At 29.7% G+C, this 14,432-nt stretch carries 20 protein-coding genes; 7 read left to right on the top strand and 13 right to left on the bottom strand.

What is annotated here, in order from left to right:
- Positions 1–2 precede the first annotated feature (2 nt).
- Positions 3–755: an SDR family NAD(P)-dependent oxidoreductase gene (locus tag HUU89_RS08245; RefSeq protein WP_117459894.1), complete on the top strand. Its 753-nt coding sequence runs from the start codon at positions 3–5 to the stop codon at positions 753–755.
- A 288-nt stretch (positions 756–1,043) separates the two neighbouring features.
- Here HUU89_RS08245 and rpsI read toward each other — a convergent pair whose 3' ends face one another.
- The 8 genes from rpsI to HUU89_RS08205 form a co-directional block, all read right to left on the bottom strand.
- On the bottom strand, positions 1,044–1,436 hold the full coding sequence (gene rpsI / locus HUU89_RS08240; RefSeq protein ID WP_022002675.1) for a 30S ribosomal protein S9: 393 nt from the start codon (positions 1,434–1,436) through the stop codon (positions 1,044–1,046).
- 11 nt (positions 1,437–1,447) lie between these two features.
- Positions 1,448–1,885, bottom strand: a complete 438-nt coding sequence (gene rplM / locus HUU89_RS08235; protein WP_022002676.1) for a 50S ribosomal protein L13 — start codon at positions 1,883–1,885, stop codon at positions 1,448–1,450.
- Between the two features lie 138 nt (positions 1,886–2,023).
- Positions 2,024–2,212 (bottom strand): PspC domain-containing protein, encoded by a 189-nt coding sequence (locus HUU89_RS08230; protein ID WP_022002677.1) that lies wholly within the window; start codon positions 2,210–2,212, stop codon positions 2,024–2,026.
- A gap of 2 nt (positions 2,213–2,214) precedes the next feature.
- Positions 2,215–2,973: a DUF4097 family beta strand repeat-containing protein gene (locus HUU89_RS08225; RefSeq protein WP_175301505.1), complete on the bottom strand. Its 759-nt coding sequence runs from the start codon at positions 2,971–2,973 to the stop codon at positions 2,215–2,217.
- 1 nt (position 2,974) lies between these two features.
- Positions 2,975–3,574 (bottom strand): DUF1700 domain-containing protein, encoded by a 600-nt coding sequence (locus HUU89_RS08220; RefSeq protein ID WP_022002679.1) that lies wholly within the window; start codon positions 3,572–3,574, stop codon positions 2,975–2,977.
- The gene (locus HUU89_RS08215) at positions 3,567–3,893 is read right to left on the bottom strand and encodes a PadR family transcriptional regulator (RefSeq protein WP_022002680.1); all 327 of its coding nucleotides are present in this window, start codon (positions 3,891–3,893) and stop codon (positions 3,567–3,569) included. Before HUU89_RS08215 ends, HUU89_RS08220 begins: the two co-directional genes overlap by 8 nt.
- Before the next feature lie 94 nt (positions 3,894–3,987).
- Positions 3,988–4,719, bottom strand: a complete 732-nt coding sequence (locus HUU89_RS08210; protein WP_175301504.1) for an alpha/beta hydrolase family protein — start codon at positions 4,717–4,719, stop codon at positions 3,988–3,990.
- A 1-nt stretch (position 4,720) separates the two neighbouring features.
- On the bottom strand, positions 4,721–4,960 hold the full coding sequence (locus HUU89_RS08205; protein WP_032090821.1) for a hypothetical protein: 240 nt from the start codon (positions 4,958–4,960) through the stop codon (positions 4,721–4,723).
- Positions 4,961–5,150: 190 nt separating this feature from the next.
- Here HUU89_RS08205 and HUU89_RS08200 point away from each other — a divergent pair, with 190 nt between their 5' ends.
- Positions 5,151–5,384, top strand: a complete 234-nt coding sequence (locus HUU89_RS08200) for a helix-turn-helix domain-containing protein (RefSeq protein WP_022002683.1) — start codon at positions 5,151–5,153, stop codon at positions 5,382–5,384.
- A gap of 14 nt (positions 5,385–5,398) precedes the next feature.
- Here HUU89_RS08200 and thrB read toward each other — a convergent pair whose 3' ends face one another.
- A complete protein-coding gene (thrB, locus tag HUU89_RS08195) occupies positions 5,399–6,292 on the bottom strand; it encodes a homoserine kinase (RefSeq protein ID WP_147580897.1) in 894 nt (297 codons plus the stop codon).
- Between the two features lie 3 nt (positions 6,293–6,295).
- Entirely contained in the window at positions 6,296–7,780 is a 1,485-nt protein-coding gene (gene thrC, locus HUU89_RS08190; protein WP_175301503.1) for a threonine synthase, read from the bottom strand.
- A 289-nt stretch (positions 7,781–8,069) separates the two neighbouring features.
- Between thrC and HUU89_RS08185 the strand changes: the two genes are divergently transcribed.
- Together HUU89_RS08185 and HUU89_RS08180 are read left to right on the top strand one after the other, a co-directional pair.
- Positions 8,070–9,224, top strand: coding sequence for a homoserine dehydrogenase (locus HUU89_RS08185; RefSeq protein WP_175301502.1), 1,155 nt, complete (start codon positions 8,070–8,072; stop codon positions 9,222–9,224).
- Positions 9,225–9,237: 13 nt separating this feature from the next.
- A complete protein-coding gene (locus tag HUU89_RS08180; protein ID WP_217498463.1) occupies positions 9,238–10,275 on the top strand; it encodes an aspartate-semialdehyde dehydrogenase in 1,038 nt (345 codons plus the stop codon).
- 29 nt (positions 10,276–10,304) lie between these two features.
- Here the strand turns inward: HUU89_RS08180 and HUU89_RS08175 are convergent, their stop codons facing one another.
- From HUU89_RS08175 to HUU89_RS08165, 3 genes are all read right to left on the bottom strand, one after another.
- Positions 10,305–10,862 carry a sugar O-acetyltransferase gene (locus HUU89_RS08175; RefSeq protein ID WP_175301501.1) on the bottom strand — a complete coding sequence of 186 codons (558 nt, stop codon included), beginning with the start codon at positions 10,860–10,862 and terminating at the stop codon, positions 10,305–10,307.
- Positions 10,855–11,319: an RbsD/FucU domain-containing protein gene (locus HUU89_RS08170; protein WP_175301500.1), complete on the bottom strand. Its 465-nt coding sequence runs from the start codon at positions 11,317–11,319 to the stop codon at positions 10,855–10,857. The genes HUU89_RS08175 and HUU89_RS08170 overlap by 8 nt, the downstream gene beginning before the upstream one ends.
- A 74-nt stretch (positions 11,320–11,393) precedes the next feature.
- Positions 11,394–12,353 (bottom strand): ROK family protein, encoded by a 960-nt coding sequence (locus tag HUU89_RS08165; RefSeq protein WP_175301499.1) that lies wholly within the window; start codon positions 12,351–12,353, stop codon positions 11,394–11,396.
- A 112-nt stretch (positions 12,354–12,465) separates the two neighbouring features.
- Here HUU89_RS08165 and HUU89_RS08160 point away from each other — a divergent pair, with 112 nt between their 5' ends.
- The 3 genes from HUU89_RS08160 to HUU89_RS08150 are packed head-to-tail and all read left to right on the top strand — an operon-like array spanning position 12,466 to position 14,339.
- Complete coding sequence (locus tag HUU89_RS08160) at positions 12,466–12,837, top strand: GntR family transcriptional regulator (protein WP_032090829.1); 372 nt, start codon at positions 12,466–12,468, stop codon at positions 12,835–12,837.
- 1 nt (position 12,838) lies between these two features.
- Entirely contained in the window at positions 12,839–13,675 is an 837-nt protein-coding gene (locus HUU89_RS08155; RefSeq protein WP_175301498.1) for an ABC transporter ATP-binding protein, read from the top strand.
- A gap of 1 nt (position 13,676) precedes the next feature.
- Positions 13,677–14,339, top strand: coding sequence for an ABC-2 transporter permease (locus HUU89_RS08150; protein ID WP_175301497.1), 663 nt, complete (start codon positions 13,677–13,679; stop codon positions 14,337–14,339).
- The last annotated feature ends 93 nt before the right edge of the window (positions 14,340–14,432 follow it).

Raw genomic sequence — 14,432 nt, 5'->3', positions numbered from 1 at the left:
AAATGGAAAATCGTGTTGTATTAGTTACTGGTGGAGCAAGTGGAATTGGAAAAGGTATGGTTCGTATGTTTGCTGATAGAGGTTGCCAAGTTATTATTTTTGATGTTCAGGATGATAAAGGAGAAACTTTAGCAAAAGAATTATGTGATCAAGGAAAAAAGGTTGTTTATAAACATGTAAATTTATTTGATATTGATGAAATCAAAAATGCCTATGTATGGATAAAAGAACAATTTGGAAAATTAGATTATGCTATGAATAATGCAGGATTTGGTATTCCAGCAAAGCCACTTGATGAATGTACCAGTGAAGAAGTTAATAAAGTAATTGGAATTTGTTTAATTGCTGTTACAAATTGTATGATTGAAGAAATAAAAATAATGAAAGAAAATGGTTTTGGGCGTATTGTCAATACGACATCTGGTGCTGGATTATTAGGAATCAAAGGAAACTCAGTTTATTGTGCAGCTAAGCATGGTGTTGTGGGTGTTACAAAAGCAGCTGCTCTTGATTACGCAACATCTAATATTACTATTAATGCTATCGCACCAGGAACTATCGAAACTGAATTAGTAAATTCACTCAAAGAAATCGCTCCCGATGCTTATAAACAAGCAGAAGAATCAAATCCAAGTGGTCATTTAGGAAAGCCAGAAGATATTGCTAATGCTGCAGTATTCTTATGTGAAGATGCATCATCTTTTATAAACGGTGTTGTACTTCCTGTTGATAGTGGTTGCGTAGCTGGAAAATAATAAAACTAAATTCGCACAAAGGTATTGAATTATATTATATTCATAAATGCTTTGTTTTTCAAAACAACTAACTCTAAAAGTTAGAAAAGGTAAGGATCTCTCTCATCCTTACCTTTTCGTTTTGATGCAATTGTTCTCTAATTTGCGATCAAATTAGAGCATTACATATTTTAATATGCAAGTTCATTTCAAAGCATAGTAAACATTGTACTCATTTTCATTTTACAAAAAAACCCAAATCGAAATATCGATTTGAGTTTTTTGAATTTCTCTGAATAAACGTATAAATTAACGTTTTGAGAATTGTGGAGCACGACGTGCTTTTTTAAGACCATATTTTTTACGTTCTTTAACACGTGAATCACGAGTTAAGAATCCTGCAGCTTTTAATGTTGGTCTGTAATCGTCACCAGCTTGTAATAAAGCTCTAGCAACACCATGACGGATTGCACCAGCTTGTCCTGAGTACCCTCCACCATAAACATTAACAGTTACATCAAATTTGTCTTTAGTGTTTGTTAATTCTAATGGTTGATTAACGATCATGTTTAATACGTCTGATGCTAAATATTCTCTAGCTTCTTTTCCATTAATAACGAAGTTTCCTGTACCTGGTGTTAAGATAACACGTGCTACAGAAGATTTTCTTCTACCTGTTCCTCTATATTGTACGTTTGCCATTATCTTTCACCTTACCCTTTCACTTTCATTTCTACTGGATTTTGTGCTGCATGAGGATGTTTATCACCAGCATAAACAAATAATTTCATTCCTTGTTTTCTACCTAAAGTGTTATGTGGTAACATACCTTTAACTGCTGCTTCAACAAATCCTGTTGGATTTTGTTCTAAGAATTGTTTAGCTGTCTTAACTTTAAGACCACCTAACCATCCTGAGTGACGGTAATATTTAGTGTTTTCTAATTTTTTACCTGTCATAACTACTTTGTCAGCATTGATAATGATTACATAATCACCAGTATCAACATGTGGTGTGTAAGTAGGTTTATTTTTCCCTCTTAACACTGTAGCAACTTCTGAAGCTAAACGACCTAATGTTTGTCCAGCTGCGTCAACTACATACCATTTTCTTTCGATTGTGGCAGCATTTGCCATTGTTGTTTGTCTCATCTTTTTCTTTTCTCCTTTGTTTATCCTTACCGGGGACTTTAAAAGGTTTTTGCCTATGAAACCTTTTTAATTATATGAAATCACAATATCAATGTCAACAAAATAATGCGACAAAATCGAATATTTTTTATTCTAAAACTATCTTGGATCTACAGGTATAATACACGCTGCAACAACATAGGCAAGAAGTCCTGTTCCTGCATATAAACAAAGCAAACCACAAGCAAGTCTTACAAGTGTTGGATCTACATCAAAATATTCTCCAAGTCCTCCGCATACCCCTGCTAATACCTTATCTTTAGTTGAACGATATAACTTTTTATTCATTATTATTCCCCCTTAAAATGAATTGTTACATTTCCCATATCTGTATCGATATCAATATTTTTATTTCCTATAACTTGACTTGCATCACTTACATGAACAGAACTCATACTACCATCTTTTGTCACTTTATATTGATCTCTTGTATCTGCCATCACTAAAGATACATTTCCCATATCATTTTCTAAATCTAAGTTATACGTATCTAAATTAGAAATTTCTAAATCACCCATATCATTAGAAATATCCGCATTTTCTTTAACAAGTAAATGTTTGATTGTTACTTTACTTGTATCACTTTCCATTTCTAATTGATTGCATTGTAAATCTTCAATTGTAACCTTTGAGGCATCAATATCTAAATCAATGTGATTAAATTGAATATTTCTTGGAATATATAAAGTAAGTTTGCTTGTTTCTTTTTTATGAGTTACACCCGTAAAAGAAATATCTGCAACTTGTCCATTATATTTAAAATCATAATCTTTATTAACATGACTTCCTTCTACTTTAATTGTATTTCCATCATAATAAACGATTTTACCATTTAATGCTGATAATTCTAAATCAAGGTTACAATGAGCATCAACACCTAATTCCAAATTAACATCTTTTGCTTTACCAAAAGATTTAAATTTAACATAATTCGTTACTTTTTGTGCTTCATCAGGTAATTGATCTAAGCCATTCATCAAAACACCACCAACGCATAAAGCGAGACCAAGAATTAATGTTACAAGTGCAATACATTTATAAATTTTCATATTAACCCACCACCTTATTATAAATATCTTTACCTAAATCAATGAGTGCTCTAAATGCTTGTGGTAAATATTTAAAAATACTGACTGTCATTAAAGAAGTTAAATAACTTAAAGAAAATAATAATAAACCAACACCTAAACAAATAAGACCACCAGCAATTAAACCATCCATAAACATTTTAATAGCAACAACAACTAAAGCAACTAAAGCACATAACAATCCAAATGTACCAAATATACCGATACATACAATTGAAAGAAATAAACCAAACGCTGCTACTACTAAACCACCAACACCACCAATTGTTGGTAAAATAAGTAAAACTAATAAAACAACAATGATTCCTCTTAATATACGTGTATTTCTTTCATTATAATGATGAATTACTTCTTCATTTTCTTGCTCATTTATATCAAGTCCCTCTTTAATTGTTTGTGCAACTTTTTCAGGTGTTCCTAATTCATCTATAACTTCTTGTTCATGTTCACTTCCTGCATCTTCAAAGTAATCACGATAATAATTAAGTGCTTCATCTCTTTCTATTGAATCTATATCTTGTAATAATTTTTCCAATTCATCTAAAAATTGTTCCTTATTCATTATTATCCCCTCCTTTTAATAATGAATTAATTTTTTCTGTATAACTTATCCATTCATTTCTATACATCTCTAATTTATTCTTTCCATTATCTGTAATTCTATAATATCTTCGATTTCTACCATCAATTTGTTTATCATATGTCTCTAAACAATCATCTTTTTGTAATCTTCTAAGGACAGGATAGAGTGTCGATTCTGAAACATCGATTCCTTTTCTCACATCTTGGGTAATTTTATAACCATACGTTCCCTCTTCTTTTTTAGCGACAACACTTAAAACAATGGCGTCTAACAAAGCAGCCCCTGTATTAAATATCATATTTGCCCTCCTATTCTTTTTACAATAATATTATACAACGTATAGTATTATATTACAACGAATTTGTTGATAAAAAAATAATGTGCTAAACACATTATTCAAAAAAATCTAAAGTTAATTTTAAAACCTGTTTAATATCTGAAAGTTTATCAAAGTTATGATTGCCATCTTCTATAGATATAAATTTTGTTCCCTTATGAAATAATTTCATGTATTTGTTACTGATTTCATAAGGAACTGTTGTATCTTTTGTTCCATGAATCACAAGTAAATCATTTTGATAAGTATCTAATTCTTGATAAAAATCTCTTTTTAAAATATCTTCTACAAAATCATCTGATATTTCATACCCACCATGATCATAAGTTTTCGCTCTTTCAACTTGTCCTGTTAAATAATGAAGCGCATCTGGTAAATTAAAAGCTGGCGCCCATAAAACCATTTTTTTAATTACATCTGGATAAAGCTTAGCAAGTTCACTAGCAATAGCTCCTCCCATCGAATGTCCTAAAACATAGATTTCTGTACAATTTTCCATTTTTAAACATTCTTCTAAAATCACTCTGGCACAAGAAAGTTCATCTTGAAAAGTCATATCCACAAAATTCCCATCACTTTCTCCACTTCCTAAAAAATCAAAGCGAAAAGAAGCAATTCCTTTAGCTTCTAACATACGTGATAATTGTACATAAGAAAACTTTGTTCCCGTTTTTTGTCCTGTAAAACCATGGAAAATCAAACAAACAGGATGTTTGTCTTGATTAGGTTTATGAAAAAATCCTCTAAGTGTTCCTTTAGGTGTAGGAATTTCACAATAATGTTGCATTTTAAATACCCTCATGTGCTTTCTTGATTCTTCGAATACCACCCATTGTGACATATTGTTTTGTAATATCTATAATATTTTCTTTTTTAAAATCTCCACCTATAAAAAGACACGTATCCATAATTTCATTTGTTACAATTGTAAGCATTTCATCAGATAATTCCTCTGGTATTTCATTTCTTACAATTTCTTTACACTCATCTATATATTTAGTTTTATCAATTTCTGTAATACCTTCCATATTAATACCTCCATGTATTTTTCATTATAACAAATAATATGTCTAAATGATGAATTTATCAAAAAAAGACCAAATTGTTCCATTACAACAATTCTAATTAATCTTTCCATATAATGAAAATAAGAACATTCCATACTCTATTGATACTATGATTATAGCGTGTTAGTAGAGAAATAAAGAAAGGTAAAAAATGACTAAAAAGAAGAAATATATTTATATTAATTTAAAAAATACCAGGGAGGATAAAGATTTAAAACAAAAAGACATAGCCAAATTGATCCATGTATCTCCGCGTACATACTCTCACTATGAGAATAACGAAAGAGAAATGTCCCTCGATACTTGGAAATTACTTTCTAAACTTTTAGAAAAAAGTATTGATTATCTAAGCATTATTGAAGAAAAAAAGAAAGATAAGGAGTAAAATCTCCTTATCCCTTATTCATAATCACAAGTATAACCTTTATGATCTAATTCTAATTTAATAACTTCCCAATCATTTAATAATGATCCAAGTTCTTCTTTTAAACGAACAACACCCATTTTATCTTCTTCACGAATAACTGCCATTAAAGTAGGTCCTGCTCCTGATAAATAACATCCTAAAACATTTTCATCGTTTTCTAAAACATTCATAATTTCATCATAATTATGAATCAACTTACCACGATAAGGTTGATGTAAACGATCTTTAAATCCTAATTTTAAACCATCATCATAACCATTAATCAAAGAAGCAACGACGAGAGCTAAATGGGAAACATTTTTGATGGCATCTTGACGACCTAATGTTTGTGGTAACACTTTACGTGATTCTTCAGTAGATAAAGTAAATGGTGGAATTAAAGCTACAAAACGATATTCATGTTTTACAGGAATATTTAATGTAAGCACTTGTTCTTCTTCCATGACTGAAACTGTTAAACCACCAAAAATAGCTGGTGCAACGTTGTCTGGATGTCCTTCAATCTTTGTCGCAAGTTCAAGAATTTCTTGACGATCATCTGTTTTGTCTTTAAAAGCAAAAGCTCCAACGATTCCTGCCACAATACATGTTGAACTACTTCCAAGACCTCTTGTATAAGGAACTTGACTTTCACAATGAATATTGACACCTTTAAAATCTAAACCACAGCTTTGAGCTGCTTGGCTAAAAGCTTGATATGTTAAGTTTTCTTCATTACAAAATTGTGTTGGACAACCTGTAATATTTAATCCACCTTCATTTAATTCAAAAGTAAAGGTATTATATAAAGTTAACGCTAATCCAGCAACGTCAAATCCTGGTCCTAAATTGGCACTTGTTGCTGGTACTTTGACTTTGACTTTCATTCTTTAAAGTCCTTCCATTTCTGATTTAATAAAATTAATAATTTCTGTTTTATCAATATGTGTTTTATGTAGCACTTCTCTATCCTTAATTCCAACTAATGGTTTAGGTACTGCTACACCTGTTTTTTTATTTAATTTTTCAATTGCATCATAAACATTTAATTCTTCATTGAATAATGCTTTATAAACAGATTCAGGGAATTTATATGGTGAAGCTGTTGAAAGTAAGATTGTTTTAGTTTGATCTCCAGTTTCCTTTTGATATTGTTTTAATACACCATAACCACATGCTGTATGTGTATCTAAAACATAACCATTATCTTCATAACAATCTTTAATTGTTTTTAAAACTTCTTCTTCATTTAAATATCCTGCTTTAAATTGATCTTGAATACGTGCAAATGTTTCATCATCAACTTCATAAATACCATCTGCTTTTAATTTTTCCATGTATTCTTTAACCTTATCACCATCTTTTCCAGACATATACCATACAAGTCTTTCTAAGTTACTTGATACTAAAATATCCATTGCTGGTGCATTTGTTTTAAAGAATTCCCTATTAGCATCATATTTACCTGTTGTAAAGAAATCAGTTAAAATATTATTCTTATTAGATGCGGCAATAAATTTATTAACAGGAAGACCCATATTTTTTGCAAACCATCCTGCTAAACAGTTTCCAAAGTTTCCACTAGGTACACAGAAGTTTACTTGATCTCCCATTTCAATTTCTTTACTTCTTACAAGTTCAAAATAACTATGGAAATAATAAACGATTTGTGGAATCAAACGTCCTACATTAATTGAGTTAGCTGAAGATAAGAAAACATGATGTTGATCACTTACTTCTTTTAACATTTTATCTCCAAACGCTACTTTTACAGCACTTTGAGCATCATCAAAGTTACCATGAATTCCAACTACTTTAACATTTTTTCCTTCTTGAGAAACCATTTGTTGTTGTTGAATCGCACTTACTCCATCTAATGGATAAAATACTTTAATACATGTTCCTTCAACATCTTTAAATCCTTCTAAAGCAGCTTTACCAGTATCACCACTTGTTGCTGCTAAAATCATGACTTCACGATCTTCTTTTAATTGTTTTAAAGATAAAGTCATTAAATGTGGTAATAAAGATAATGCCATATCTTTAAAAGCAGCGGTTTGTCCATGGAATAATTCAGCTACATAAACATCTCCTGCTTTTTTTACAGGAACAACAATTTCTGGAAATAAACCTTTTCCATATGCATTTAAACATGCTTGATGGATAAGTTCTTTACCATCTTCAGGAACAAAAGTTGAAATCACCTCTGTTGCTAAATCTACATAATTTAATTGAACTAATTTATTTAAATCTAATTTTTGAAAATCAAAATTAGGAACTAACAATCCCCCGTCATCACCAATTCCTTGTACAATTGCTTGATAGAAATTGATTTGGTCTTGATGATTACGCGTACTTACATATGTCTTATTCATCGCTATATCCTCCAATAATTGAATTTATTATATTGAATATTGTATACAAAGTCAACAATCCAAGATTTTATTATTAATATAATATAAGGAAAGAAACTATGAGAAAAAATTGACTACTGTATACAATCATGCTATTATATCAAAAAAGTAAAGAAAGTGAGGCTTAACTATGATAACCATTAAAACTATTATTGATGCATTTAAAAAATAAAGCTCAAGAATAATGGTTTGTTTATGTTAAGTTTTCAATAGACCATTTGGTCTATTTTTTATTATAAGGGGGACTATCATGAAAATAGGTGTTATTGGACTTGGTACTGTAGGATATGGGGTCATTGAAATTCTTACAAATGAAAAAACACGTTTAGAAAAAGAAATGAAACAAGAAATTGTTGTTAAATACGGGTGTGGTCTTGAAGAAGTAGACTTACCTAAGGGAATTATTTATACAAAAGATTATCATGATGTTATTAATGATGAGGAAATTGATGTCGTTGTTGAACTTATTGGGGGAACAACAATTGCGAAAAACATTATCTTAGAAGCATTAAATAACAAAAAACATGTAGTTACAGCTAATAAAGCTTTATTAGCTCATTATGGAAAAGAAATTTTCCAAACTGCTAAAGCAAATGATGTACATATTTTCTATGAAGCTTCTGTAGGAGGAGGTATTCCTGTTCTAGCAAGTCAAAAAGAAAGTTTGATTGCAAATAATACCAAAGAAATTGTTGGTATTTTAAATGGAACAACCAACTTTATTTTAACTTTAATGGAAAATGAAAATCTTGATTTTGATGAAGCATTATCAATTGCAGATGGTTTAGGATATGTTGAAGCTAATCCTGCTTTAGACTTAGATGGAATTGATGCTGCTCATAAAATTTGTATTTTAGCACAAAATGGTTATCAAAAATTTGTTGACTTTGAGCAAATTCAAGCTAGTGGTATCCGTAATGTCTCTAAATTAGATATGGATTACGCTAAAAAATTAGGTTATCGTTTTAAAATGATTGCTCAAGCAAAACCTGTTAAAGATGGTTTAGGAATTGATGTTTCAGCAACACTTGTAAACCTAAATGAACTTGTAGCCAATGTTATGGATTCTTACAACGTTGTTGAAATCGATAACGATTATGTTAATAACATTATTTATTATGGTCGTGGTGCTGGACGTTATGTCACTGCTTCAGCTGTTGTCAGTGATATCATGAAAACACACCAAGTAGAAAGATGGTCACATGATTATGAAGATTGTAAACATGTTTACCCTATTTCTTCTTCACGCTATTATGTAAGAGCATCTAAACCTGTAGATATTCCTTATGAAACATACTATAGTGAAAAAGATGATCATATTTATATAACAGAAGAAATTGAATTAGCTGATTTAAAAAATAAATTAAATGATGAAAATGCTGTTATTTTCAAAGTAAGAGGATAAGGAGATTATAAAAATGAAAAAATTTAAAATTGCTATTGTTGGTGCTACTGGTGCCGTTGGTCGTGAAATGTTAAGATGTGTTTTCCAATTTAACTTTCCTTTTGAAAGTATTAAATTATTAGCTTCTGCAAGAAGTGCTGGAAAAGAAATCGAATTTGAAGGACATAAATTTATTGTTGAAGAATTAACTGAAAATAGTTTTGAAGGTGTAGAAGTTGCTTTCTGGTCTGCTGGTGGAAGTATTTCAGAAAAATATATGAAATATGCCGTAGAAGCTGGATGTGTCAATATTGATAATACTTCACATTTTAGAATGGATCCTAATGTTCCTTTAGTTGTTCCTGAAGTAAATGGTGAAGCCTTAAAAGACCATCATGGAATTATTTCTTGTCCAAACTGTACAACAATTATGATGTGTAGTGCTCTTACAAGATTAAATGATGAATTTGATATTGAAAGAATCGTTGTTTCTACTTACCAAGCTGTATCTGGTGCTGGTGTTGCTGGTATGGAAGAACTTTATCGTCAAAGCCAAGAAGTTTTAGATGGTAAAGAACCTGTTGCTAAAACATTACCTTGTGCTGGTGATAAAAAACATTTTCCAATTGCTTTCAACTGTATTCCTCAAGTAGATAAATTTGATTTATCAAATGGATATAGTAAAGAAGAAATGAAAATGGTAAATGAAACTAAAAAAATCTTCAATAAAGATATTGAAGTCAATGCAACTTGTGTACGTGTTCCTGTTTTACGTGGACATAGTGAATCAATCTATATTGAAACTAAAAAACCAATCGATATGGATAAAGTTTTTGAATTATTAGGAAATAGTACTGGTATTGATTTATGCGATGATTTAGCTAATCAAGTTTATCCAATGCCAACAAGCTTTATCGGTGATGAATTAACTCACGTTGGACGTGTAAGAAAAGATTTATATAAAGATAATGCTTTAAGTTTATGGATTACAGGTGACCAATTAATGAAAGGTGCTGCTTATAACTCTGTAGACATCGGATTAAAAATGATTGAATTAGGTTTATTAAAATAAAAGGTAATGACCTCCATTGGAGGTCATTTTTATTGTTCAATTGTTTTAATAACTTTTGCTGGAACACCTGCAATTAAACTATTTGCTGGCATATCTTTGGTCACCACTGCTCCTGCTGCAATCACACACCCCGCACCAATTGTAACTCCTGGCATCACAGAAACATTAGCTCCAAACCAACAATTATCTCCTATCTTGATTGGTAAGGCTTTTTCTAATCCTTGATTTCTATTTGTATAATCTAAAGGATGATTTGCTGTATAAAAGCCACATGAAGGACCAATAAAAACATTGTCACCTATTTCAATAGTTGCTCCATCCATAAAATAGTTATTAATGTTCACAAAAACATTCTTTCCTAACTTAATATTTTTTCCATAATCCGCTGTAAAAGGACTTAATAAAACTAAATCATCTGGAAAATATCCCAAAATATTTTCAATTACTTCATTTCTTTTTTCATCACTTGGTTTCAGTTGATTTAATGCAAAACATAAATCTTGGCATATAAGTCTTTGATCTATGAGTTCTTGATCATTATTGGCATCATACCATAAACCAGCTTTCATCTTTTCTTTTTCAGTCATGTTTTAATCCTTCCTTTAACCATTCCATAGGAATATCATCACTTGGATATCCTGCAATTAAAATTGCTTGAGCATGTACACCATAATCTCCCGTTTGTACCACCGCTTTACAACGATCTCTCATTTGATAATATTCAGGAATATAATGCATGACATGTATATTCTCTTTCCCAAATAATTTTTCAACGGTTTGATAATCCTTTTGATTTAATTCTAACATATCTTCTGTCACAATAGCACCTTCAAAATCACCACATTCTTTTAATGTTGTGAAAATATCATGAAAACTTGGTGATCCTGTTACTGCTTCTAAATCAATATATTGCACACTTGAATCTAGTGGATAGATTGCTTTAGGACTTGTACCACTTCCTGCATCTGCAATAAAAATCATTTCTCCATGTCTTATTTGTGCTACAAGTGCTGCAAGTTCTTTATTGAGTATTCTTCTTTTCATATTTTTCATCCCCCTTTGTTTATATATTAAAAGTCTTTTAATAAACAGTCAATATAAAAGAAGATTTTCATCTTCTAGAATTGAATTCTTTGAATAATTTGACCTTCTAATCCTTGAAAATAATAATCTTCACAATTCTCTTGATATTTTAAAGAAGGCATAAAATGGTTAGGAACATAATTTAAACATCCTTTTTGAATAGCATCTAAATCATCTTCTTTTATATTTTCTCCTGTTAAAATAAGTAAATGAGGATTATACATCACAATTGTGGTCGCAACCACTTGAATAATCTTTTCAAGCGAATTATCAAATTCTCTTTTCTTTAAAAAATCAAATAAGGGTAAATATGCAATTTCTCCAGCAATTCCATTATTTCCATCAATTAATTGATTATCTAAAATCATGCTACAACCTGGACCCGAATCCTTTGGAAAAGTAAGAAAACAAACATTTTGATGATGCATTTGATTATATCCATAAGCAATACATTTAATATCATTCATCAAAATAATTTCTTTTTGAATCTTCTTATCAAAAGGGAATCCTTTTAATGAAGCAATATCTGATTCAATAACTTGATTATTTGAAATAATGGCTGGTAATCCTAAAGAAATATATTGAAGAGATTTGTCTTCTTCAATAATTTGATTTAAACATTCAACAATATCTTCCCCTACTAATTCCTTTTTCTTTATTTCTTTAGATTCAATTAATTCACCCAAAGCATTTTTTAAACAATAAATAATAGAACAACAATCATATTCCTTTTTGACAAACATCATGCACTTATGATAATAACCTGGATTTAATTTATATTGATGTGTAGGGCGTCCTTTTTCAACATAAATAAGTTCATTTTCCACAATAATCCCTCTTGATAAAAAATCATTTAAGATAGTTCCTATTGTCATAATAGAAACATTTGTTTTTTGTGCTATTTCCTTTTTAGTTCCCCTTTTTTCATTTATAAAATAATCAAATACTTTTTGATCATTAATAACTCTTAATTTTCCTGTTCCTTTTCTTTCCATACACTTCACCTTGTTTTTATCATCTTAACATAAAAACAAATGATAAAAAAGGGAAGTGTTGACAAACTGTTTTATGCTGTTATATACTGTTTATAGATGAAGGAGGAACTATATGCGCATAATTATTAATCACTCATCTATGATTCCAATTTATGAACAAATTGTCGATCAGATAAAGAAACAAATCAATAACCACACTTTAAAAGAAAATGATGCTTTGCCTTCTGTAAGAAGTCTTGCTAAAGAATTACAAATCAGTGCTCTTACCGTAAAAAAAGCCTATGACTTTTTAGAAAACGAAGGTCTTACTAAAACGATTCATGGTAAAGGAACTTTTATTCTTGCTGTTAATGAAGAAACACTTCTAGAAGAAGCACGAAAAGAGATTGAAGTTCATTTAGAAAAAGCCATTCAAAAAGGAAAACAAGCTGGTGTGAGTTATGAAGAAATTAAAGAAATGCTAGAACTATTAATGGAGGAGTAATATGTTAAAAGTTAATCATGTTCAAAAAACTTATTCACATTTTCATTTAGATTGTTCATTAGAAATAAAACCCGGTTCCATTACTGGAATAATAGGAAAAAATGGTTCAGGAAAAACTACACTTTTTAAAGCCATTTTAAATCTCATTCATATCGATTCTGGTGATATTACACTTTTAGATAAAGATTATAAAGATGTTGATAAAAATAAAATTGGTTGTACACTAGCTAATATTTCTTTATGTGAATATCTTAAATTGAAAGATTTAATGAATCTTTTAAATAACACCTATAAAGATTTTGATTTAGATTACTTTCTACAAAAATGTAAACAATATCAATTTCCTTTAGATAAAAAAATCAATGTATTCTCTACCGGTATGAAAACAAAACTCAATGTTTTAATTGCCTTATCACATCATGCCTCATTTCTTATTCTCGACGAACCAACAAATGGTTTAGATGTTCTTGCTCGAGAAGAAATCATTGACTTAATTCGAGAATTTATGGAGGAAGATGAAAACCGTTCAGTTTTAATTAGTTCTCATATTTCTTCTGATTTAGAAGGTCTATGTGATGATATTTATATGATTGATGATGGCAAGTTTATATTCCATGAAACAACGGATTGTTTATTAGATCAATATGGTTTATTAAAATTAACAGAAGAACAATTTTATCAAGTAGATCATAATTACTTTATAAAGACGAGAAAAGAAAATTATGGTTATACTGCTTTAACGAATCAAAAACAATTCTATCAAGAAAACTATCCAGAAATTATTATTGAAAAGAATAATTTTGATACTTTATTTTCTATGATGTTAAGGGGTGAATAAGATGAAAGGACTATTTATTAAAGATTTTTCATATATCAAAGAAAGCAAATTACTCTTTCTCATTCTTGTTTTATTTGGTTTTGGCTCTTCTTATTTCTATAAGAAACCCACCTTTGTTTTAGGTTATTTCAGTGTATTTCCAGGTATCATTTTAATGAGTACAATTAGTTATGATAGTATCAATCATGGCTTTATATCTTTATTTACTTTGCCTATAAAAAAAGAAGATTATCTTAAACAAAAATATAGCTTAGGTATTTTATTAGGATTACTTTTTCTATTCTTTGCGATTTGTATTTCAAGTATAGGTTACTATCGTATTCAACAATCATTTCATTTTCTAAATAGTGATTTTCTACAAGGTTGCCTACTAACACTTATGTTTTCTTATTTTGTGATTGCGATCATAACTCCTGTAGGAGTCTACTTTGAAGCTCAAAGAAGTCAACTTGCAATGATCATTGTTTTTGGTGGTATCTTCTTATTTGTAGCTCTAATTTATTTTCTTACAAAATTCATTGGTTTTGATTTAGAAACAATTATTGATTCACTTATAGAAAATCATTTATCTATTACAACACTTGCAACTGTTATATTCACATTCATCTGTAATATAATTTCTTATCACATTAGTTTAAAACTTTTAAACAAAAAAGAATATTAAAAAATGCTCTGTTCAAATGAACATGAGCATTTCTTTTATTATAAATCACAAATACCTTTACCTTCTCCATAAACATCATACCAATCACTATTG

Origin of the sequence: Faecalibacillus sp. H12 (assembly GCF_013361255.1) — a bacterium.
Lineage (GTDB): Bacteria > Bacillota_I > Bacilli_A > Erysipelotrichales > Coprobacillaceae > Faecalibacillus > Faecalibacillus intestinalis.
Note: the sequence above shows the minus strand (reverse complement) of the source record. Positions and strands in the feature narration are given on the sequence as shown.

What these genes read in the sequence shown, in the direction of transcription:
- thrC (WP_175301503.1), bottom strand. Translation starts at nt 7,780, where the DNA reads ATGAATAAGACATATGTAAGTACGCGTAATCATCAAGACCAAATCAAT.
- HUU89_RS08165 (WP_175301499.1), bottom strand. Translation starts at nt 12,353, where the DNA reads ATGGAAAGAAAAGGAACAGGAAAATTAAGAGTTATTAATGATCAAAAA.
- thrB (WP_147580897.1), bottom strand. Translation starts at nt 6,292, where the DNA reads ATGAAAGTCAAAGTCAAAGTACCAGCAACAAGTGCCAATTTAGGACCA.
- HUU89_RS08245 (WP_117459894.1), top strand. Translation starts at nt 3, where the DNA reads ATGGAAAATCGTGTTGTATTAGTTACTGGTGGAGCAAGTGGAATTGGA.
- HUU89_RS08185 (WP_175301502.1), top strand. Translation starts at nt 8,070, where the DNA reads ATGAAAATAGGTGTTATTGGACTTGGTACTGTAGGATATGGGGTCATT.
- HUU89_RS08200 (WP_022002683.1), top strand. Translation starts at nt 5,151, where the DNA reads ATGACTAAAAAGAAGAAATATATTTATATTAATTTAAAAAATACCAGG.
- HUU89_RS08225 (WP_175301505.1), bottom strand. Translation starts at nt 2,973, where the DNA reads ATGAAAATTTATAAATGTATTGCACTTGTAACATTAATTCTTGGTCTC.
- HUU89_RS08170 (WP_175301500.1), bottom strand. Translation starts at nt 11,319, where the DNA reads ATGAAAAGAAGAATACTCAATAAAGAACTTGCAGCACTTGTAGCACAA.
- HUU89_RS08215 (WP_022002680.1), bottom strand. Translation starts at nt 3,893, where the DNA reads ATGATATTTAATACAGGGGCTGCTTTGTTAGACGCCATTGTTTTAAGT.
- HUU89_RS08220 (WP_022002679.1), bottom strand. Translation starts at nt 3,574, where the DNA reads ATGAATAAGGAACAATTTTTAGATGAATTGGAAAAATTATTACAAGAT.
- HUU89_RS08180 (WP_217498463.1), top strand. Translation starts at nt 9,238, where the DNA reads ATGAAAAAATTTAAAATTGCTATTGTTGGTGCTACTGGTGCCGTTGGT.
- HUU89_RS08155 (WP_175301498.1), top strand. Translation starts at nt 12,839, where the DNA reads ATGTTAAAAGTTAATCATGTTCAAAAAACTTATTCACATTTTCATTTA.
- HUU89_RS08150 (WP_175301497.1), top strand. Translation starts at nt 13,677, where the DNA reads ATGAAAGGACTATTTATTAAAGATTTTTCATATATCAAAGAAAGCAAA.
- rplM (WP_022002676.1), bottom strand. Translation starts at nt 1,885, where the DNA reads ATGAGACAAACAACAATGGCAAATGCTGCCACAATCGAAAGAAAATGG.
- rpsI (WP_022002675.1), bottom strand. Translation starts at nt 1,436, where the DNA reads ATGGCAAACGTACAATATAGAGGAACAGGTAGAAGAAAATCTTCTGTA.
- HUU89_RS08160 (WP_032090829.1), top strand. Translation starts at nt 12,466, where the DNA reads ATGCGCATAATTATTAATCACTCATCTATGATTCCAATTTATGAACAA.
- HUU89_RS08175 (WP_175301501.1), bottom strand. Translation starts at nt 10,862, where the DNA reads ATGACTGAAAAAGAAAAGATGAAAGCTGGTTTATGGTATGATGCCAAT.
- HUU89_RS08230 (WP_022002677.1), bottom strand. Translation starts at nt 2,212, where the DNA reads ATGAATAAAAAGTTATATCGTTCAACTAAAGATAAGGTATTAGCAGGG.
- HUU89_RS08210 (WP_175301504.1), bottom strand. Translation starts at nt 4,719, where the DNA reads ATGCAACATTATTGTGAAATTCCTACACCTAAAGGAACACTTAGAGGA.
- HUU89_RS08205 (WP_032090821.1), bottom strand. Translation starts at nt 4,960, where the DNA reads ATGGAAGGTATTACAGAAATTGATAAAACTAAATATATAGATGAGTGT.